We start from the raw sequence: 19,879 nt of genomic DNA on the forward strand, positions 1-19,879 counted from the left end.
AGGCACAGGGATTATAAATGGACATCTCCGAACTACTCGCTTTCTCCGTCAACAACAAGGCTTCCGACCTGCACCTGTCTTCCGGCCTGCCGCCGATGATACGCGTCCATGGCGACGTGCGCCGCCTGAACGTGGCGCCGCTCGAGCACAAGGAAGTGCACAGCATGATCTACGACATCATGAACGACAGCCAGCGCAAGGTCTATGAAGAAGCGCTGGAATGCGATTTCTCGTTCGAGATTCCCGGCCTGGCCCGCTTCCGCGTCAACGCCTACAACCAGGAACGGGGCGCTTCGGCCGTGCTGCGCACGATTCCCTCGAAGGTGCTGAGCCTGGACGAACTCAACGCCCCGCGCATCTTCGGCGAGCTGGCCATGCGTCCGCGCGGCCTGGTGCTCGTCACGGGTCCGACGGGTTCCGGCAAGTCGACCACCTTGGCGGCGATGGTGAACCACGTCAACGAGCGCCTGAACCACCACATTCTGACGATCGAAGACCCGATCGAATTCGTGCATGAGCCGAAAAAATGCCTGATCAACCAGCGTGAAGTGGGGTCGCACACGCATTCGTTCAGCAATGCGCTGCGCTCGGCCCTGCGCGAGGACCCGGACGTGATACTGGTGGGCGAATTGCGCGACCTGGAAACCATCCGCCTGGCGCTGACGGCGGCCGAAACGGGCCACCTGGTGTTCGGCACCCTGCACACCTCGTCGGCGGCGAAGTCGATCGACCGCATCATCGACGTCTTCCCCGCCGAGGAAAAGGAAATGGTGCGCGCCATGCTGTCCGAATCCTTGCAAGCCGTCATTTCGCAGAACTTGCTCAAGACCAAGGACGGCGCGGGCCGTGTCGCCGCGCATGAAATCATGCTGGCCACGCCGGCCGTGCGCAACCTGATCCGCGAAGCGAAAGTGGCACAGATGTATTCGGCCATCCAGACGGGCAGCAATGTCGGCATGCAGACCCTGGACCAGTGCCTGTCCGACCTGGTGCGGCGCGGCACGATTACGGCGGAGACGGCCCGCGCGGCCGCCAAGGTTCCCGAAAACTTCCCCGGATAAATCATGCAAACGACGCAAGAACACTATGGCGCCATGCACGCGCTGCTGGCGCAAATGCGCGCACGGGGCGGCTCGGACCTGTTCATCACGGCCGGCTTTCCGCCCGCCATCAAGCTCGACGGCAAGCTGACACCGCTGGCGGGCACCGCGCTCGATACGCAGCAGGCGGCCGGCTACGTGCGCGCCGTCATGAACGAACGCCAGGCGGCCGAATTCGCGTCCAGCCGCGAAGCCAATTTCGCCATCAGCCCGGACGGCCTGGGGCGTTTCCGCGTATCCGCCTTCGTGCAGATGGGTCAGGCAGGCATGGTCTTGCGCTTGATCAATACCGCCATTCCCACGCTCGATGGATTGGGCCTGCCCTCCATCCTGCAAGACATCGTGATGAGCAAGCGGGGCCTCGTCATCATGGTGGGCGCCACGGGCTGCGGCAAGTCGACCACCTTGGCGGCCATGGTGGGCCACCGCAACGCGCACAGCCACGGCCACATCATCACCATCGAAGACCCCGTGGAATTCATCCATCCGCATGGCAACTGCATCGTCACCCAGCGCGAGGTGGGCGTCGATACGGACGACTGGGCCACGGCCCTGAAAAACACCCTGCGCCAGGCGCCGGACGTGATCCAGATCGGCGAAATCCGCGACCGCGAGACCATGGACCACGCCATCGCATTCGCCGAGACGGGCCATCTGTGCCTGGCGACCCTGCACGCGAACAACGCCAACCAGGCGCTCGACCGCATCATCAATTTCTTCCCCGAAGAGCGGCGCCAGCAGTTGCTGATGGATCTGTCGCTCAATTTGAAGGGCATGATTTCGCAGCGTCTGATCCCCAACAAGGAAGGCGGCGGGCGCAAGGCCGCGCTGGAAATCCTGCTCAATTCGCCGCTGATGAGCGACCTGATCTTCAAGGGCCAGGTGCACGAGATCAAGGAGCTGATGAAAAAATCGCGCGAGCTTGGCATGCAGACGTTCGACCAGGCCCTGTTCGACCTGCACGAAGGGGGCGACATCAGCTATGAAGACGCGCTGCGCAATGCGGATTCCGTCAACGACCTGCGCCTGGCGATCAAGCTCAAGGGCGCAACGGCGCCGGAACCGGCCCCGCAAACGGGCACCACCAAACTGGGGCTCCTCTGACATGCGCAGCATCCACGATTTCCAGGCCGAGGCGCTGGACGGCACGCCGGTCGACCTGGCGCGCTACAAGGGCAAGGTGCTGCTGATCGTCAATACGGCCAGCGCCTGCGGTTTCACGCCGCAATACCAGGGGCTCGAAGCGCTGTACCGCGAATTCCAGGACCAGGGCCTGGTCGTGCTGGGCTTTCCCTGTAATCAATTCCGCCAGCAGGAAGCGGGCTCGAATGCGGACATCGGCGCTTTTTGCGAGAAAAACTTCGGCGTCACCTTTCCCCTGTTTGCCAAGATCGACGTGAATGGCCCGCATACCCATCCCCTGTTTGCGCAATTAAAACAGGCGGCGCCCGGCATATTCGGCACGCAGTCGATCAAATGGAATTTCACCAAGTTTTTGGTGCGCAAGGATGGCAGCGTATTTCGCCGCTACGCGACGGCCAGCAAACCAGCCAGCCTGGCGGCCGACATTCGGCAATTACTACAGGAATAGCACGCGACGCTTTGATTTAAAACAACAAACGATGAAATCAAGCTATCCGTATTTATTTCAAGCTTGATATCAATATTGTGTTTCCAATAGCAAATTTCGGTGATAATGTTGACATAATTATTCGCAGATATCGATCAAAAAAACGATGCCAGTCTTTGGGAAATTCATATCTTCATGGATGCGGATGGGCATTTATTCCCGCCTATGCATTCCTATTTTCTTCCTGATATTCTCCGTTTCCGCTATCCGTTATCACGCCCTGCTCGGTACGGAAACAGCGCTGGCCAAGGCGCGCTACCAGAGCGATGCCCGGCAACTCGACCTGTTCCTGGCCAATAGCGTGCTGCCGCTGGCCGTGCGTACGGACAGTCACACGATGCACGACAGCGTGCGCCAGGTGCTGCGCGGCGCCCTGCCGCTGAACCGCAGCCTCGCCTCCGTGCACTGGGATACGGCTGACGCGCATGTCGAAGTGCTGGCCGACAAACCGCTGGCTGACAGCGTGGAGGCCACGGTGCCGGCGTGGTTCGCGCGCCTGGCCGGCATCACGGCCATCCGCAGCCGCCTGACGGTGGCGCTGCCGGACGGCGGCGACGGCATCCTCGACCTGCACTACACGCCAGGCCTGCCCCTGGCGCAGGTATGGCAGCGGGTGCGCGAGCAGGCCGTCCTCAGCACCATCAATATCGCGCTGGTCTTCCTGCTGCTGGGCTTGATCCTCGCCACGCACCGCCGCTTGCTGGCGCGGCTGGTGCAAGCGACCGACCGCTTCCGCGAAGGCAACTTCGCCGTGCGCCTGGCGGCTGGCGCCACGCCCGAAGCGCAAGCCGTATCGCACTCGTTCAACAGCATGGCCGGCGATGTCGAAGAACTGTTTTCCTCGCTGAAGACCAGCCAGCGCCAGCTGGGCGAGCAGCTGAACGAAACCGTGCACATGCAGCAGGCGCTGCAAAAACTATCATGGCAAAACTACAATGATGTGCTGACGGGTTTGCCCAACCGTGCCGCGCTGGCCGCCCGCTTCGAACAAGAACTGTTCCTGGCGCGCGAACGCCAGCGCCTGCTGGCCGTCTGTCTGTTCGACCTCGACCACTTCCAGGTCATCAACGACCGCTACGGCGCCGAAGCGGGCGATGAAATCCTCAAGCAGGTGGCCGGCCGCCTGCACGGTTTTACGGGCCAGGTCCACTACGCGGCGCGCCTGGGCGGCGATGAATTCGTCATGCTGCTGTGCGGCCAGGCCAATATCGCCAGCATCGAACAGAACGTCACGCAATTGATGCAGGAACTGAGCCGCCCCTACCAGTGCGACCAGCAGGCGCTGCACATGACGGCCAGCGTCGGCATCGCCGTCTATGCGGGCAAGGACTTGAATACGGAAAGCCTGCTGCGCCACGCCGACCACGCCGTCTACCAGGCGAAATTGACGGGGCGCAACCAGTATCACTTCTTCGACACCAACCTCGATGAAGAAGTACGCACGCACCACAACCAGCGCACGGAAGTGCGCCAGGCCCTGATCAACGGCGAACTGCGGCTGTACTACCAACCCAAGGTGAACATGCGCGCCGGCACGGTGGTGGGCATGGAAGCGCTGCTGCGCTGGCAGCATGCGCGCCGCGGCGTGCTGGCACCGGCGCAATTCCTGCCGCTGGTGGAGCAGACGGACCTGATCATCGACATCGGCGAATGGGTGCTGCGCCAGGCCCTGTGGCAGATGCAGCGCTGGGTGGCTTGCGGCAAGCACTGGGTGGTCAGTGTGAATATCGCGGCGCGCCACTTCCAGCGACCCGACTTCGTCTCGCGCCTGGAAACCATCCTCGGCGAATTTCCCGGCGTGTGCGCCAGCATGCTGGAACTGGAAATCCTCGAATCGTCAGCCCTGCACGACATCGAGGACGTACGCCGCATCATCCGCGCCTGCCAGGCGCTGGGCATCACGTTCGCGCTCGACGATTTCGGCACCGGCTACTCGTCGATGTCGTATTTGAAGCGCCTGCCGGCGAACATCGTCAAGATCGACCAAAGCTTCGTGCGCAACATGCTCAACGACCGCGACGACCTGCACCTGGTGCGCGCCGTCATCGGCCTGGCCCGTTCATTCAGCTTGACGGTGATCGCCGAAGGCGTGGAAAGCGTCGAACATGGCGCGCGCCTGATCCAGCTGGGCTGCGACCTGGCGCAAGGCTACGGCATTGCCCGCCCCATGCCGGCCGACGCCGTGCTGGAGTGGGCGAACAATTTCATCCCGGCGCCGCAATGGAAAACTGCGCAATATAGCGAAGTGTCTATTTGACCTGGGACAAAGCGGAGTCGATCAGCTCGATCCAGTGCCGCACGGGCGTCTGCGTGCCCGACTGCAGGTGGCTCAGGCAGCCGATATTGGCCGACACAATTTCATCGGGCTCGCACGCTTCCAGGTTTGCCACCTTGTTGTCGCGCAGCTGCTGCGACAGGGCCGGCTGCAAGATCGAATACGTGCCCGCCGAACCGCAGCACAAATGGCTGTCGGCGCACAGGCGCACGTCGACGCCGACGGCGCGCAGCACCTGCTCCACCTTGCCGCGGATTTGCTGGCCGTGCTGCAGGGTGCATGGCGGGTGATACGCGACCTTTTTGCCGATGCGCCCTTTCAGCTGCGCCACCAGCTCGTTTTCAAACGCCGGCATGATCTCGGACAGATCGCGCGTCAGCGCGGCGATGCGCCGCGCCTTCTCCGCATACTGGGCGTCGTGCGCCAGCAAATGGCCGTATTCCTTCACCGTGGCGCCGCAGCCGGACGCCGTCATGACGATGGCTTCGGCGCTGTCCACGCCGTCTACGTAGGGCCACCAGGCGTCGATATTGCGGCGCATGTCGTCCAGCGCCGCTTCCTGGTCGTTCAGGTGATGGCGCAGCGCGCCGCAGCAACCGGCCTTCGGCGCGACGATCAATTGCACGCCCAGCGCATCGAGCACGCGCGCCGTGGCCGCGTTGATGTTCGGCGACATGGCCGGCTGCACGCAGCCATCGAGCAGCAGCATACTGCGCGCGTGCTGGCGCGCGGGCCATGTGCCGGCGGCGGCGCCCGGGCGCAATTTATCCTGCAAGCCTTTTGACAGCAAGGGCCGCAGCGCCTGCCCCGCCTTGTACACGGGCGTAAACAGCCAGCGGCGCGGCAAGGCTTCCTTCAGGGCGAAGCGCAAGGCGCGTTCGCGCAAGGGGCGCTGCACGCGCTGCTCGACGACGTTGCGGCCGATGTCGACCAGGCGCCCGTACTGCACCCCCGAGGGACAGGTCGACTCGCAGTTGCGGCAGGTCAGACAGCGGTCCAGGTGCGTCTGCGTCTTGGCCGTGACGGGCGCGCCTTCGAGCACTTGCTTGATCAGGTAGATGCGTCCGCGCGGGCCATCGAGCTCGTCGCCCAGCAGCTGGTAGGTGGGACAGGTGGCCGTGCAAAAGCCGCAATGCACGCAGGCGCGCAGGATGGCTTCGGCTTCGTCGCCTGCCGGCGTATTCTTGATGAAATCGGCGAGATTGGTTTGCATGCGCGCTCAATACATTCTGTGCGGGTTGAAGATGCCGGCAGGGTCGAAAGCCTGCCGCAGGCGCTGGTGGATGGTGGCGATGGCGGGCGCCAGCGGGTGGAACACGCCCACCGCCTTGTCGCCGCCGCGGAACAGGGTGGCGTGGCCGCCAAGAGCGGCCACGGCCTGGCGGATGTGCCGGGCGCTATCGGCGTCGGCATCGCCGTCGAGCTTCAGCCAGCGCTGCGCGCCGCCCCACTCGATCAGCTGGCGCCCTTTTAAAATCACGGCGCTGGCGTGCGGCGGCAGCGACAAGCGCCACAAGCTGCCCGCGCCCGCAAAGAAAGCATGCGTCTGCTCGCGCACGGCCAGCCAGAAGGCGGTCGCCTCATCGGCTGCCAGCAGCTCGCCACCCAGCGTGCGCAGCGCCGCCGACACGGCAGCTTCAGCGCCGGACAGGCGCACCGTCAGCACGCCGTCATGCCAGCAGCTGGCGGAGATCGGCAGTGGCTTGCCCGCCCATTCATTGAGCATGCGCAAGGCGGCGATTTCCGCGCACGCCACGCGCAACGTCGCTTCGCGCAGCGGCAAGGGCAGCACCTTCAGCGACACTTCCAGGATCAGGCCCAGCGTGCCCATGGACCCCGCCAGCAGGCGCGAGACATCGTAGCCGGCCACGTTTTTCATGACTTGCCCGCCGAAAGCCAGGCGTTCGCCATGGCCGTCCATCAGCACGGCGCCCAGCACGAAATCACGCAGCGCGCCCGCGCTGGCGCGGCGCGGGCCGGACAGCGCACTGGCGACGACGCCGCCCAGCGTGGCGCCAGCGCCGAAATGCGGCGGTTCGAACGCCAGCATCTGCTTGCGCGCGGCCAGCGCCGCCTCGATCTCGGCCAGCGGCGTGCCGCAGCGGGCCGTGATCACCAGTTCCGTCGGTTCATAGTCGATGATGCCGGCATACGCGCGCGTGTCGAGCACTTCGCCGTCGAATTGCTGGCCATACCAGTCTTTCGTGCCGCCGCCGCGCAGGCGCAAGGGCTTGCCCGCCGCGCTGGCCGCCAGGATGGCCTGCCTGAATTGTTCCACTATCGCTTGCAAAGGAGTCTCCGGTGGTTAAAAACGGGGCAGGTTGGCGAATGGCAGGCGCCCTGCCGTCACATGCATCTTGCCGAATTCGGCGCAGCGGTTCAAGGTGGGGATCGCCTTGTCCGGGTTCAGCAGGGTATGCGGGTCGAAGGCGCGCTTGACGGCAAAGAAGGCATCGAGCTCGGCGCGCGTAAACTGCACGCACATGGAATTGATCTTTTCCATGCCCACGCCATGCTCGCCCGTGATGGTGCCGCCGACGGCCACGCACAGGGCTAATATGTCCGCGCCAAACGCCTCGGCGCGCTCGAATTCACCGGGCTTGTTGGCATCGAACAGGATCAGCGGGTGCAGATTGCCGTCGCCCGCGTGGAACACATTCGCGCAGCGCAAGCCATGCGTCGTTTCCATGCCGGCGATGCCCGTCAGGACTTCCGCCAGTTTTTTTCGCGGGATGGTGCCGTCCATGCAGTAGTAATCGGGTGAGATGCGCCCGGCGGCGGGAAACGCGTTCTTGCGGCCGGACCAGAACTTCATGCGCTCCGCTTCCGACTGCGAGACGGCGATGGCGCTGGCACCCGCCCCTTCCAGCACGGCCGTCATGCGGGCGATTTCCTCTTCCACTTCCTCGTGCGTGCCGTCCGCTTCGCACAGCAAAATGGCGGCCGCGTCGATGTCATAGCCCGCCTTGACGAACGGTTCAACCATGCGCGAAGACGTCTGGTCCATCATTTCCAGCCCGGCCGGGATGATGCCGGCGGCAATCACGTTGGCCACGGCGTTGCCGCCCGTGACGACGTCGTCAAAGGACGCCATGATGACTCTGGCCGTGGCCGGTTTCGGGATCAGTTTCACGGTCACTTCCGTGACGATGCCCAGCATGCCTTCGGAGCCGATGAAGACGGCCAGCAGGTCGAGACCCGGGGAGTCGAGGCATTCGCCGCCCAGTTCCAGCACGTCGCCATCGATGGTGACGATGCGCACGCGCAGCACATTGTGCACGGTCAAGCCGTATTTCAGGCAATGCACGCCGCCCGAGTTTTCCGCCACGTTGCCGCCGATGCTGCAGGCGATCTGCGAGGAGGGATCGGGTGCGTAGTACAGCGCGTGGGGTGCCGCCGCTTCGGAAATGGCCAGGTTGCGCACGCCCGGCTGCACCACGGCCGTGCGCGCATAGGCATCCAGACGCACGATGCGGTTCAGGCGCGCCGTCGACAGCACCACGCCGTCGGCAATCGGCAAGGCGCCACCCGACAAGCCGGTGCCGGCGCCGCGCGGCACGATCGGCACCTTCAGTTCCCGGCAGACGCCGAGGATGGCGATGACCTGTTCCTCCGTATCCGGCAGGGTGACCACCATCGGCAGCTGGCGGTAGGCGGCCAGGCCGTCGCATTCATACGGGCGCGTATCTTCGGCGTCGGACAGCACGCAGCGGGCCGGCAGCACGGCCAGCAGGGCCGCGACGACGGCTTGCTGGCGCGCGGCGGTCAATCCAGGTTCAGGGGCGGCATTGAGCATAAGAAGGGGGGAATGGGCATGGGCGTGCAACGATTGTAAGCACAAAAGTGGCACGCAGCGCTTTTTTTGTCCATTTCGAAGCCAAATCCGCGGCCAGGCGGCACGCAGTGTCGTATGCTGCCCCCATTCTTCATTGACAGGATCAGCATCATGGGCAACCGACTCTCGAAAATCGCCACGCGCACGGGCGACAATGGCAGCACCGGCCTGGGCGACGGCAGCCGCACCAGCAAGGACAGCGCCCGCATCCACGCCATGGGCGACGTGGACGAACTCAATTCCCATATCGGCTTGCTGCTGTGCGAAGCCATGCCCGACGCCTTGCGCGAAGAGCTGGTGGCCATCCAGCACGATCTGTTCGACCTGGGCGGGGAAATCTGCATCCCCGGCTACCAGCTGATCAAGGAAGAGCATGTGCTGCGCCTCGATGATTTACTGGCGAAATACAATGCGGACTTGCCCGCCTTGAGTGAATTCATCCTGCCCGCCGGTTCGCGCGCCGCCTCGCTGGCGCATGTCTGCCGCACCGTGTGCCGCCGCGCCGAGCGCAGCATCGTCGCGCTGGCGAATGCGGAAACCATCCACGAGCATCCGCGCCAGTACGTGAACCGCCTGTCGGACCTGCTGTTCGTGCTGTCGCGCGTGCTGAACCGCTTTGCCGGCGGTAGCGACGTGCTGTGGCGGCACGACCGCACGCGGGGCTAACGTCACCAACGCCGGCCTGGCCAGCCGGCAAACTTTATTGAATGCTAAGTAATCCTCAGGAAATTATTGTGAAATTATGACGAACAGAACCGGATGCTATGCAAGGCGCCCGCTGCGACGCAGTGCGAGCACTGTAGCAGCGGGCAAGCCTCGTCGGCCACCTTGCAGAGCGCCGGTTATGGAAGTCAGAAATCACAATAATTTATTGGGGGTTACTTAGTCTTGAGCGCAGCGGTTATAGCACAGCTGATGAACCTTGGTGCAGGCGCCTGCCGACCCTGGACGGGCGATCACGCACTGATCCAGAGCGTCATCACACTGCGCATAGCATTCCGGCTCGCCGCCGGCGATCGCATACGAGGCGCTGACGCCCATGGCAAACAAAAAGAAACCCAGTTTTTTGAACATAAGCACTCCTGTTGAATTGACAGACGATCACTGACATCCATGGCGCGCCGTCTCTTACGCGCCATCCGGCAATCAGATTCTCTTCAGCGCCGCTTCCAGCGCGCCCGTATTGAAACCCTGGATTTTGCGGTTGCCGATCAACACCACGGGCACGCCGCCGCCGCCGAGTTCCTCATGCGCTTTTTTTGCTGCCGGGGACTTCTCGATATCGAGATCGACGAATTCGATCTTGTTTTCCTTGAAATACGCACGCGTCTTGGCGCAATAGCCGCACCAGTCCGTGCCGTACAACACCACCTTCGCCTGGGCATTCGGGAAATACGCGGCGTAATTGCCCTCGGTGTAATTTGACTTGAGCAAGCCGGGCAACAGGGACAAGCCATAACCGCTGCCCAGGCCGGCGGCCAGGATCAAGCCATACATGGCGATGGTTTTAATTTTTTTCTGCATCATAAGTATTGTCAGAGGCGTCAATGATCGAAGGCGGCCGGTGCAGCATGCGCTTGCCGGCCGCCTCGCAATGCAAAAAAAGATATCAGGTGCCGGCTTGGCAGACTCTCAGGCAGGCTTTGTAACTGCCGATGCAAAAGGGGGACCTGTCGCCATTCATCATCGTGCATTCCCGCAATTCCTCCTCGCAGCTAGAGCAGTCGATATCGGAAGCGATGGCATAGGAAGCGCTCAAACCCAGGGTAAAAATAAACGCGGCAATCTTTTTCATTTACTACTCTCCATGTTAGCGATTGCATCAGGCAAAGCCGGCAATCGCGTCAGATCAGTCGTAAAAATCCATACAGATTTCGTCTTTGCTTGCTACAAAAACGAATATAGACCGCACTTATTTTAGAGTCAATGTTTCCTTTCAATAAATTTCCACTTTGGAAAATATATCGGCAAGGCCCGTGAAATGTGGCATTTGGAGAGATTGCGGGGCGTCAAACGTCTATACAATATCGGCGCCGCAAGCAGGAAAGGCCGGTTGCGGGCGCAACCGGCCGAGCGGCTACAACGCTTCGAGAAAACTCTTCAGCGCGATGATTTCCCCGGACGTCAGCTGCAATGGCTGCAGCAGGGGCGACGTGACGGGGAACTTCGGATCGGCCGCTTGCTGCGCGTTTTGCGGCACGGGGCGCGACATGCCCGCGTTATACATGTTCAGCAAGCCCACCATCTGCGGAAACAGGCCGTTGTGCATCCACGGCCCCGATTGCGCCACGCCGCGCAAGCCCGGCGTGCGGAACTTGCCCACGTCCCCATCCTTGCCCGTCACCAGATAGCGCCCCAGGTCTTCATATTTCTTGCGTCCGTAATACGTCAGCCCCAGGTTATGGAATTGCTGATCCGTCAGCAAGGCACCGCTGTGGCACGTCATGCAGCGCGCCTTGGTGCGGAACAGATGCAGGCCCAGCAGCTCGCGGTCGTTCAGGGCCGTGCGTTCGCCTTCCAGGAAAGTATCGAAACGCGTGACGGGCGGCAGCAGGGTGCGCTGGTAATCGGCCAGCGCCGTCAGGATGCGCGGCAGGGTCACGCCGGCGCCCTGGCCGAAAGCCGCATCGAACTGCGCCGGGTAATCATCGAGCGCGGCCAGCTTGGCCGCCAGGGCCGGCACGTCCATGGCCATCTCGTCCGGATGCTGCAAGGGCCCCAGCGCCTGCTCTTCGAGAGAGCTGGCACGGCCATCCCAGAACAGCGGCTTGATCTGCGCCACGCCCAACAAGCCAGGCGTATTGCGCTGGCCCAGCCGCCCTTCGTGTCCGACGGAAACGCGCTTGCTGTCGGCAAAGCTGTGCGCGGGACTGTGGCAGCTGAGGCAAGCCACCGCATTCGAACGCGACAATCGGGGGTCGTTGAACAGACGCTGCCCCAGCGCCACGACGGCCGGCGCCAAGGACGGCACCGGCACGGGCATGGCCGAGACCGGGGCCATTTCCAGCGGCGTGACGCCATCGGCCACCTGCGGCCGGGGCCAGCTGGCGATCGGCCGCGCATACGTCTGGCGCAGACAGGCCAGATCCCAGCCGCTGGCGCCAGCGCAAGGTTCAACGGCTGCGGCAGCGCCCTCGCGCGCCTGGCCATCGAGGCTGAGTAACAGGGCGCCGCCCGCCAGCAAGGCGGCCAGGGCGACAGTGGTTTTTTTCAGGTGGGATGCGATGCTCATGCGCCTGCCGTCATGGTTATTGTCATTAGAAGCGGTAGCCGAGTTCCAGCGTAAACTGGCGGCCTTTTTCATACACGACTTCGGTCGTCAACTGGAGCAGGGGATTGCTGCGGTTGCTGACGTTCTCGATCCCCAGGTTCACAAAGCCCTCGCCCGGCCCGGTCTTCGGCAGCGCGTACTGCACGCGCAGGTCCCAGGTGATGGACTTGCCTACCGTAACGTCCCGGTAGACTTTCGCCACCTCGCCGTCAAACAGCTTGGCCTCGCCCGTCGCCGCCATGCCCGTTTCCGGCCCCCGTACGCGCAAGAAGTTATCCACTTTCAGGCGGTACGCGGGCACATCGGTCGACAGCAGCAGGCGCGCCGTCCAGGGCCGGTTGTAATTGTTCGCCGGGCGATCCACCCAGCGCATGAACTTGCCCTGGTAATAAATGTATTTACCCAGGTCGTCCGACAGTTCGTTCAGGGTGTTGTCGTAATCGGCATGCGAGCTGCTGGTACGCGTGTGGTCATAGCCGAAGTGCAGCTGCGTGGCGCTGCCGCCCCAGCGCAGCGGGCGCGCCGTTTCGGCGGCCAGGGTCCACACTTTGCTGTCGGTGCGGCCGATGTTGTCCCAGCGGTAATTCGCGGCCGATTCCAGGTGCTGCACCATCTCGTCGCGGCCTTCGCGCAGCACGCGCTTGGCGCTCCACTTCACGCCCCCCCATTGCTGGCTGATGCCCAGCATTTTTTCATCCGTGTACGGCACCTTCATCTCGCCCGTCTTGTACCAGGCCCAGTTGGTGGCCATCTCGGGCGCCGCCCAATCCTTCAGCAAGCCACCCGTCAAGGTACGATTTTGCGGAGCGGTCTGCAGTGCCAGGCGTTTCGAGAGCGCATAGAAATCGAAGAAATTGCGGCCATAGTAGCGGTTGGCGCCCACCTCGATCTGCGTCGTGCCCTTGCCGGCCACATCCCAGAAAGCCGACAGGCGGGGCGCGATACTGGACTTCGGCGACAGCTCGTCACTGTCGTAGCGCGCACCCAGGCGCAGGCGCACGTCGCCCAGCCTAACGTCGTCCTGCAGGAAGGCGCCGCGCATCTTGTTGCCCAGCTCATAGGCGCCCGCGTAGAAAATGATGCGCTGCCTCAGGTACTGGCCGCGCACGTTCGGCGCCGCGTTCCAGGGCGTGGCCAGGGAGCAAAATTGCGTATCCACCCCGCCGCCCGCCATATTGCAGGAATTGATATCGAACGACCCCGTGTATTGTTCATACTGGGTGTTGCGGCGGTAGCTCGAACGCTGCGTACCCAATTCCAGGCCCGCCTGGAAGCTGTGCGACATGCCCAGCCAGTCGACGGGTTCCCACTTCAGCTTGCCCTGATACTGGGCGTTTTCCTGCTCCTGATCCACATCGCCATAGCCGCCCTCGCCGCCATTCCACGCCGAGCCGGTCGTCTTCACGCCCCAGTTCTTGTCATTCGAGTAGCGCCATAATTTCCAGATGCTTTCATCGGCACGGCGCGAACTGTCCATCCTGCTCCAGCTCAAACGGTGTTCTGCGGTGGCGTTGCCCAGCAGCGCCAGCGGGTGCGTCAAGCCCAGGTTGACGCCATTGCCGCCGCTCTGCAGGTGGAAGTCGCTGTTTTTCGAGTTAGCAATAAAATAATCGCCGCTGGCCGGCGCATGCATGAGCGAGAAATCGGCCAGCACGCCGGGGCGGATGGTCCAGAAACCGCGCACGAAGGCATTGTCGCTGCCGCGCTTTTGTACCTTGCGATTGGCGTCGCCGGCGCTTTGCAAGCCGTTGACATAGGCGTTCAGGGGGATTTCCGAGGTCTTGCGGACCAAGCTGCCGATCAGGCTGAAATTCTCCGTCACCTTGCCCTGCAGCGCGGCGCGGTACGTCCATTTCTCGAATTCGGGCTGCAAGGCCGCCGTCGTCGAGGTGGCGGCGCTTTCCTTCTGGCTGTCGTTGAGCTTGTATTGCATCCACGACGAGCGCGTGCTTTCCACGGAAACCTGGCCGGACAGCTTGCGCGTGGGCGCGCAGGTATTGGCCTTCACCACGCCGCCCTTGAAACGGCCATATTCGGCGCCGATGTTCGAGTCGAGCACCGTCACGTCGCACAGCAGGGTGGTATCGACGGCAAAGCCCTGGCTGGCCGACGGTGGCGTGGTATTGTTGTTGGTGTTGCCGACGCCTTTGCCGGGATGGTTGGTGGGGCCGATATCGTTGTTGAGCGACATGCCGTCCATCTGGTACAGATTATCGTAGAACTTGGCGCCATTGATGCTGATGTCGGCCGGCGCCAGCTCACCCTGGGTGGCGGAGGCTTGCTGCTTGTTATCGAATTGCACGCTGGGGTTGATGCGCAACAAGCTCGTGACATTGCCGTCGATGCCCTTCATCGCTTCGATCTGGCGCCTGTCCAGGCGCTGTTCGCCCACGGAGACACGTTCGGCTTGCAAGCGCACTTCGGGCAGCACCTGCGGTGCCGGTTCATCGGCGTCCGCTTCGGCGGCAAGAACAAGGGGAGAGGCGGCGCTGGCGCCAAAGGCCAGGCCGATGGCCAGCACGGACTGGCGCAGGGTAAAAATGGAAGACATGAAGAACCTTCAACTGCGGATGGGAAAGGGGCAGTCTCATGATGCCGCCCTTCACTTGATCCTTCAGTGTCGTCTTCTCATGCTGCCAGTTGCAAATGATAACTATTACTATTCGCATTTACAAGACAGAAAAATCAAAACTTGGCTGTTTTTTTGACATGCGTAAAAATTTCGGGCAGCCTGTGGCATCTGCGCCACGCCGCTCGCTTATGCGGGAGCCGCCACCCTGGGCGGCTGCGCATGCACATGTTCGCGCAGCAAGCCGCGCAACAACTGCACCTGCGTCACGGCGTCGGCCTGCAAGGCAGTCAAACCCTCGGCCGCACAGGGCCCCGGCGCGGATGCAGGAGGGACACCGTGCAGCAATGCATCCATTTCGGCACTGACCTCGGCAATCCACTGCTGCAGCTCGGGCGGCGCCGGCTCGGCCTGGGGACTCAGACTGATGCGCGCCGTGCTGCCCGCCACGCGGCGTAGCAGCGGCAAGGTGCGCAGTGCCGCCAGGCCCACGCCGGCGCTGCGGTCGAGGCGGCGCTCGATGCGCAAACGCTGCAGCACTTGTTCCGCGTTATTGCTGGCCAGCCCCGCCTCGCGACGCAGGTGCGCGATGGCGCTATCCCATTTACCGCCGGCCGCCAGCACGGCCAGCAGGTATTTCAGGTTGGCCGACACGGCTTTCGCCAGGCGCTGGTCCAGGTCGTCCGCTTCGCGGTCGGGCCACAGGAAAAACGTGGCCAGCAGAGCCAGCACGCAACCGAGCACATTGTTGCCCAGACGGCTAGCCGCATACACCATCTCGCTGGCGGGCGCCGCATAGTCGGCCACCAGCACGAAGGCGGGCGTCATGAACAGCACGTGCAGGCTGTAGCTGACCCTGCGCAAAGCCATGGTGGCGACGATCAGGGGAAACACCACCAGCGAGATCGCCAGCGGGGTATGCACGGCCAGGCCGATCAGCACGGCCAGCACGGCGCCCAGCACGCTGCCAGCGACCCGCTCGATGCCGCGCGGCCAGGTGGTCGACACGGACGGCTGCAGTATCAATAAGGTCGCCATGGTGGCCCAGTAGCCGAAGGGAATGTGCAGCGCCTCGACCAGCAGGAAGCCGGCCGTCGTCGCCAGCGACACGCGCGCCGCATGGCGCCAGCTCAGCGACTGCGGCGTGGCGTTGACTTTCGCCATCTGCCACGCCTGCCCCAGCGCCAGGAAGGCCGCCTCGCGCCATGGCAGCTGCGCCGCGCGCGGCAAGCCCAGTTCCATGAAGTCCACGTTCAGGCGCAGCGGCAGCAAGGCGCCCAGCGCCGCTTCCAGGCGCCGTCCGCAGCCCGCCAGGCGGCGCTGCGATTCCAGGGGCGGCGTTTCCGGCTGGCGCTGCACGGCTTGCCCCAGGCGGCGCAGCAGCACGGCCATCACTTCCAGGCTGCGCCGCGCGCGCGGGTCCCGGCGCAGGCGCTGCTGCTCGCGCTCGCAGGTATGCGTGACGGCGATCAGATAGGCGAAAATGCGCTCGGCGTCGCTGAGCGCCAGCAGCAGGTTGTCGTACAGGGCGCTGCGGCCAGCGCGCGCGGGCGGCACGGCGGCCAGCGCCACGCGCGCCGCTTCCAGCGCGGCGCGCGCCTGCGAACGGTAGCTGGCGCCATGCGCGGCAACACCCGCCTGCGCGGCGTCATGTTCGAGGAAGCGCGCATTGTCGCGCGCGATACCGGCCAGGCGCGAATACGCGGCGCGGATGGCGCGCCTGGCAGGGCTGAATGGGTGGATGCGCCAGACGGTAAAACTGAGCACCGTGGCAAACAGGCAGCCGAACATGTACAGGCCCAGGAAGGGCGCCGTCTGCGTCATCGATTCCAATGGGTGCGTGACCATCACCACGCAGGCCGTGGCCGCCAGGATGGCCACTTGCGCCGTGGCCGCGCCCCAGATGCGCGCCAGCGCGCCGGCCCAGGAAAACAGCAGCACGGCGATGGCGGCCGTCGCCACGCCATGCCCGGCCGCCAGCGCCGTCAGGCCGCCGGCCACGGTCGACAGCAGGCCGAAGCCCAGCATCGACACAAAACGCATGCGCCGCGTGCCGGCCGCGTCCGCCAGGCAAGTCCAGAAGGCGCCGATGGCGGCCCAGGAAAAATCGGGCTGATCGAACAGCAGGCCCAGCAGCAGCATGGCGCTCGATGCGCAGGCGGCCCGCAAGCCCTCGGACAGATTCGTTTCATCGATGGCCAAGGTGACCATCCACAGGGGGCGGCGCTGCGACAGGGTGTCGGTATAGGCGTGCATGCCCGTCAGCCAGCGGCCGACCAGTGCACGCGAACGGCGGTGAAGTTTCCTGAAATGCAAGATCAGCTTTGAAAGGTATCAAAGCGTCATCGTATCACCGCCAGTCACAAAAATGTTGCAGTGCAGCGTAATGTGGCGATGCTGCTTAGGAGAATATGGCAGGGGATGGCAATGAAATTAACATCCGCACCAAATCTTGCTGGCGCTCCTCACCCGTTTTTTTCAGCAATGCCCGCAACTGGGTACGGGCCGTCGGCACCCCCACGTGATATTTATGCGCATAGTCATCGATCGACATTCCACTACCGAGTTCATGTGCCAGCCGCGCTTCCGCCGGCGTCAGCGGAAACCACTGCATCAACTGGCTGGGCGACGCCATCTTCTTGCTCTTTCCCAAGCTAAAGATCAGCACCACCGCCGTCCCCACCGTGCCTTGCAAGGCGTTGTAGCCGTGTTCGCCGGGATCGCAGGAAAACGGCAGCGCCGTCACATACAGCGGCGTGGTCGAGCGTATGCGCAGGCTATGCACGCGGCCATCCGCACGCACTTGCCGGAACAGCATGTCCAGTTCGCTGCCATCGACCAGTTTGCCATGCACCACATCGGGACGGGGCCGCCCGAGTATGCAGTTTTCCGCAAACTGATTGGCAAAGGTAACATTGCGCAAGGCATTGATGCCAATCACGCCATAATGCAGCGCATTCAAGGCAAATTCGCTGACGGCAAATGCCTGGGCGACCGGTGCAGCCTGGATCAGCGCTTCCACCGTGCGTTTCAGGTGCGTGCCGAGCGCGCTGAAATGCCGGTGTTCCTCATCCGTAAAATCAGCGCGTCCGGCGCCGTGATTGAATCCCACGTAAATACTCTGCTGCTCGCCACGGTATAAGCACGCGCCGATGAGATAACGCAAATCATGGGGAATCAGATAATCCTGATAAAACTCGCTGCGCGCGACGAAAGCCGGGCCGCAAATGGAACTGCAGCGATAAGTCTGTCCCGTCGGGACGCTGTCGACAAAATGGCGACGCGGATCAATTCTTCCATATTCCTGCGCATACTGTTCCACCGCCGCTACTCTATCCTTGTTAGTGACGATGGTGAATGATTCCTCGCCTGCCGAGGTAATACCGAACAAGTGGCAAAAATCGGAATCCATCATGGCGTTGATCCCCGTGAGCGCAGGCGTCAGCAATGCAGGCTGCAGCACCGTCTGATATAAGTCGCCCAACGATTTATCCCACTGCTCCATATCCAGTTTCATTTGGCGTCCCGGATCTTTTAAAAGAAGAAATACATCATGGATTTGTTTTGGCAGCCTGGCGCATTGTGCCAGCATGGGCGCCAACACAATATCATCAGTTTGAATGAAACCGCTGCCATGCTATTGCATCGACAATGTGCAAGCTTACCGATGTTTCCATTGTTAATGGAAACATATTCATCCACTCGATGCCCTGTCTTCCCATGAAAAGCCGCCCATGTCCTTGCACCCGACACTTTATATATTGCTTGCCACCTTGCTGCTCGGCGGCTGCGATCAGCAAACTGCCGCCGTCGCCAGCGCCCCGGCTCCCGTCAGCACCAGTAGCAACGCAGACGCCGGATCTGGCGCGAGCGTAGGGCAGGACGGCATTCCCCAATTACAGCGCGAGGCCTTGCTGCCGCTTGCGGCATACATCGCCGATCCTGCTTCCCCGCAAGAGCCGAATGCAGGAGAAACCCGGATTTCGGAGCATTTTCGCCAGATGTACTGGTCAGCAGCCAAGCGCGACGACACCTTGCTGGCCGTCGATTTCATTGCAGGTTTCCCGAAAGTACAAGACAGTTTTCAACGCATGGACTTGATCCGCTCGAATCGCGCCCTGCTCGACTCGGCCTTTGCGGACGCCCGTGCCAACAAGCACTTTTCCATCTACTATCGGAAGGCCGCGCCCTTGCAGCTGCAACACTATGACGACAAGGAAAAAGGCTTCTCGTTTCAGCTGGACTGGTCCGAGGACCGCGAGCTGTACTTCGCCAAACCGAACACGCCGGGCATACAGCGCGACAGGTGGCGATTGTTGGTGCTCGGCGGTAGCGTGCCTGCCTCGCAAGCGGCGCAGTCAGCCATATTCCGGCCGCCCAGTGAAGACGCTGCGCGCCACATTGAAAGCAGGCTGGCAAAGGTCGGCAATCCTGACGGCAAGGCGCTGTCATTACCGGTCATCCTGCTGGGCCATACGGTCGCCGCCCACGTCCACCAGTTTGAGTACCGCGTGGTTTTTGTCGTCGATGCCGTCGTCGCCCTCGATCCCACTGATCGCACGCCGTTGTTTACGCTCGATGCCACGCATCTGGGCCGCAGTTTCCCCATTCGGAACAAGGAAACCGCTGAACTGCTCGGTGCGCCATATCCCCAGACGACCCATGCACGTTTCATGTAATCACTGGAGAAAAAATGGACAACGAACGTGAAATGAGCGGTATCTTTGCCAATAACGATTTGGGGGTGGGCGCCACGCGCCAGGAACAGATCGACGCTGGCGTTTCTTATATGGATACTCCCTACGATGCGGCCAACAAGGTCACGCAATACAGGCTGCCGCCTACCCTGCCGATGACAGACGGTGGCCACGGCACGTCCGTGCTGCCCCTGTTTTTCGGCGTCGCCGTGCTGTTTGTGGGATTGATACTGGCTGTCGGCTATTTTTCCAAGTATGGCGTCATGGCCTTGCTCGGTCTGGCCATGTCGGGACTGATCACTGTCCCCGTCATGATCGCCATTGCCATCAAGCGCTGGCCTGTCGTCAGGCAGCATCTCAAGAAGATAGGCTTGGTCTTTTTGGCTGGCTATGTGCTGGGCATGATACTTGGCCCCTTCATCACGCTGGCAGCGCATATTTACACGATTTACCTCTTACTCAAGTGTAAGCCGATGCGCAAATAGCAGGCCAACAGCCCAAT

General features: G+C 62.6%; 17 protein-coding genes. 8 read left to right on the plus strand and 9 right to left on the minus strand.

The features are described from left to right. Positions 1-17: 17 nt before the first annotated feature. From O0882_RS24510 to O0882_RS24525, 4 genes are all read left to right on the plus strand, one after another. Complete coding sequence (locus O0882_RS24510; protein WP_289952293.1) at positions 18-1,061, plus strand: type IV pilus twitching motility protein PilT; 1,044 nt, start codon at positions 18-20, stop codon at positions 1,059-1,061. A 3-nt stretch (positions 1,062-1,064) separates the two neighbouring features. Next, the gene (locus O0882_RS24515; RefSeq protein WP_289952294.1) at positions 1,065-2,204 is read left to right on the plus strand and encodes a PilT/PilU family type 4a pilus ATPase; all 1,140 of its coding nucleotides are present in this window, start codon (positions 1,065-1,067) and stop codon (positions 2,202-2,204) included. Between the two features lies 1 nt (position 2,205). Continuing rightward, positions 2,206-2,691 carry a glutathione peroxidase gene (locus tag O0882_RS24520; protein ID WP_289952295.1) on the plus strand — a complete coding sequence of 162 codons (486 nt, stop codon included), beginning with the start codon at positions 2,206-2,208 and terminating at the stop codon, positions 2,689-2,691. 184 nt (positions 2,692-2,875) lie between these two features. Continuing rightward, positions 2,876-4,987 carry an EAL domain-containing protein gene (locus O0882_RS24525; protein ID WP_289952296.1) on the plus strand — a complete coding sequence of 704 codons (2,112 nt, stop codon included), beginning with the start codon at positions 2,876-2,878 and terminating at the stop codon, positions 4,985-4,987. Here O0882_RS24525 and glcF read toward each other — a convergent pair. Genes glcF through O0882_RS24540 form a run of 3 tightly spaced genes read right to left on the minus strand, consistent with a single transcriptional unit; the run spans position 4,980 to position 8,801 of the window. Beyond that, positions 4,980-6,218 carry a glycolate oxidase subunit GlcF gene (gene glcF, locus O0882_RS24530; RefSeq protein ID WP_289952297.1) on the minus strand — a complete coding sequence of 413 codons (1,239 nt, stop codon included), beginning with the start codon at positions 6,216-6,218 and terminating at the stop codon, positions 4,980-4,982. The genes O0882_RS24525 and glcF overlap by 8 nt on opposite strands. Before the next feature lie 6 nt (positions 6,219-6,224). Continuing rightward, positions 6,225-7,295, minus strand: coding sequence for a glycolate oxidase subunit GlcE (gene glcE / locus O0882_RS24535; RefSeq protein ID WP_289952298.1), 1,071 nt, complete (start codon positions 7,293-7,295; stop codon positions 6,225-6,227). Between the two features lie 15 nt (positions 7,296-7,310). Then, entirely contained in the window at positions 7,311-8,801 is a 1,491-nt protein-coding gene (locus O0882_RS24540) for an FAD-linked oxidase C-terminal domain-containing protein (RefSeq protein ID WP_289952299.1), read from the minus strand. Positions 8,802-8,951: 150 nt separating this feature from the next. Between O0882_RS24540 and O0882_RS24545 the strand changes: the two genes are divergently transcribed. Then, positions 8,952-9,506 carry a cob(I)yrinic acid a,c-diamide adenosyltransferase gene (locus O0882_RS24545; RefSeq protein ID WP_289952300.1) on the plus strand — a complete coding sequence of 185 codons (555 nt, stop codon included), beginning with the start codon at positions 8,952-8,954 and terminating at the stop codon, positions 9,504-9,506. 216 nt (positions 9,507-9,722) lie between these two features. On the opposite strand, the gene O0882_RS24550 is transcribed toward O0882_RS24545, so the two are convergent. Further along, entirely contained in the window at positions 9,723-9,914 is a 192-nt protein-coding gene (locus O0882_RS24550; RefSeq protein WP_289952301.1) for a hypothetical protein, read from the minus strand. A gap of 72 nt (positions 9,915-9,986) precedes the next feature. Further along, positions 9,987-10,367 carry a glutaredoxin family protein gene (locus tag O0882_RS24555; RefSeq protein ID WP_289952302.1) on the minus strand — a complete coding sequence of 127 codons (381 nt, stop codon included), beginning with the start codon at positions 10,365-10,367 and terminating at the stop codon, positions 9,987-9,989. On the opposite strand from O0882_RS24555, the gene O0882_RS24560 reads away from it, so the two are divergent. Beyond that, positions 10,336-10,761: a hypothetical protein gene (locus O0882_RS24560; protein WP_289952303.1), complete on the plus strand. Its 426-nt coding sequence runs from the start codon at positions 10,336-10,338 to the stop codon at positions 10,759-10,761. The two genes, O0882_RS24555 and O0882_RS24560, sit on opposite strands and share 32 nt — an antisense overlap. A 156-nt stretch (positions 10,762-10,917) precedes the next feature. Here the strand turns inward: O0882_RS24560 and O0882_RS24565 are convergent, their stop codons facing one another. From O0882_RS24565 to O0882_RS24580, 4 genes are all read right to left on the minus strand, one after another. Continuing rightward, positions 10,918-12,072, minus strand: coding sequence for a cytochrome c peroxidase (locus O0882_RS24565; RefSeq protein ID WP_289952304.1), 1,155 nt, complete (start codon positions 12,070-12,072; stop codon positions 10,918-10,920). Positions 12,073-12,097: 25 nt separating this feature from the next. Then, positions 12,098-14,662, minus strand: coding sequence for a TonB-dependent receptor plug domain-containing protein (locus O0882_RS24570; RefSeq protein ID WP_289952305.1), 2,565 nt, complete (start codon positions 14,660-14,662; stop codon positions 12,098-12,100). Positions 14,663-14,869: 207 nt separating this feature from the next. Then, positions 14,870-16,936, minus strand: coding sequence for an FUSC family protein (locus O0882_RS24575; protein ID WP_289952306.1), 2,067 nt, complete (start codon positions 16,934-16,936; stop codon positions 14,870-14,872). Positions 16,937-17,081: 145 nt separating this feature from the next. Further along, on the minus strand, positions 17,082-18,272 hold the full coding sequence (locus O0882_RS24580; RefSeq protein ID WP_289952307.1) for a hypothetical protein: 1,191 nt from the start codon (positions 18,270-18,272) through the stop codon (positions 17,082-17,084). Between the two features lie 142 nt (positions 18,273-18,414). On the opposite strand from O0882_RS24580, the gene O0882_RS24585 reads away from it, so the two are divergent. Together O0882_RS24585 and O0882_RS24590 are read left to right on the plus strand one after the other, a co-directional pair. Further along, on the plus strand, positions 18,415-19,359 hold the full coding sequence (locus tag O0882_RS24585; protein WP_289952308.1) for a hypothetical protein: 945 nt from the start codon (positions 18,415-18,417) through the stop codon (positions 19,357-19,359). Positions 19,360-19,373: 14 nt separating this feature from the next. Next, positions 19,374-19,862, plus strand: coding sequence for a hypothetical protein (locus O0882_RS24590; RefSeq protein WP_289952309.1), 489 nt, complete (start codon positions 19,374-19,376; stop codon positions 19,860-19,862). Positions 19,863-19,879 lie beyond the last annotated feature (17 nt).

This window comes from Janthinobacterium sp. SUN073, assembly GCF_030397665.1.
Classification (GTDB): domain Bacteria; phylum Pseudomonadota; class Gammaproteobacteria; order Burkholderiales; family Burkholderiaceae_D; genus Janthinobacterium.

Excerpts from the sequence above, each read along its gene's own strand:
- O0882_RS24510 (WP_289952293.1), top strand. The coding sequence starts at position 18 with ATGGACATCTCCGAACTACTCGCTTTCTCCGTCAACAACAAGGCTTCC.
- O0882_RS24515 (WP_289952294.1), top strand. The coding sequence starts at position 1,065 with ATGCAAACGACGCAAGAACACTATGGCGCCATGCACGCGCTGCTGGCG.
- O0882_RS24520 (WP_289952295.1), top strand. The coding sequence starts at position 2,206 with ATGCGCAGCATCCACGATTTCCAGGCCGAGGCGCTGGACGGCACGCCG.
- O0882_RS24525 (WP_289952296.1), top strand. The coding sequence starts at position 2,876 with ATGGGCATTTATTCCCGCCTATGCATTCCTATTTTCTTCCTGATATTC.
- glcF (WP_289952297.1), bottom strand. The coding sequence starts at position 6,218 with ATGCAAACCAATCTCGCCGATTTCATCAAGAATACGCCGGCAGGCGAC.
- O0882_RS24540 (WP_289952299.1), bottom strand. The coding sequence starts at position 8,801 with ATGCTCAATGCCGCCCCTGAACCTGGATTGACCGCCGCGCGCCAGCAA.
- O0882_RS24545 (WP_289952300.1), top strand. The coding sequence starts at position 8,952 with ATGGGCAACCGACTCTCGAAAATCGCCACGCGCACGGGCGACAATGGC.
- O0882_RS24550 (WP_289952301.1), bottom strand. The coding sequence starts at position 9,914 with ATGTTCAAAAAACTGGGTTTCTTTTTGTTTGCCATGGGCGTCAGCGCC.
- O0882_RS24560 (WP_289952303.1), top strand. The coding sequence starts at position 10,336 with ATGGCGATGGTTTTAATTTTTTTCTGCATCATAAGTATTGTCAGAGGC.
- O0882_RS24555 (WP_289952302.1), bottom strand. The coding sequence starts at position 10,367 with ATGATGCAGAAAAAAATTAAAACCATCGCCATGTATGGCTTGATCCTG.
- O0882_RS24565 (WP_289952304.1), bottom strand. The coding sequence starts at position 12,072 with ATGAGCATCGCATCCCACCTGAAAAAAACCACTGTCGCCCTGGCCGCC.
- O0882_RS24570 (WP_289952305.1), bottom strand. The coding sequence starts at position 14,662 with ATGTCTTCCATTTTTACCCTGCGCCAGTCCGTGCTGGCCATCGGCCTG.
- O0882_RS24575 (WP_289952306.1), bottom strand. The coding sequence starts at position 16,936 with ATGCACGCCTATACCGACACCCTGTCGCAGCGCCGCCCCCTGTGGATG.
- O0882_RS24580 (WP_289952307.1), bottom strand. The coding sequence starts at position 18,272 with ATGCTGGCACAATGCGCCAGGCTGCCAAAACAAATCCATGATGTATTT.
- O0882_RS24585 (WP_289952308.1), top strand. The coding sequence starts at position 18,415 with ATGTCCTTGCACCCGACACTTTATATATTGCTTGCCACCTTGCTGCTC.
- O0882_RS24590 (WP_289952309.1), top strand. The coding sequence starts at position 19,374 with ATGGACAACGAACGTGAAATGAGCGGTATCTTTGCCAATAACGATTTG.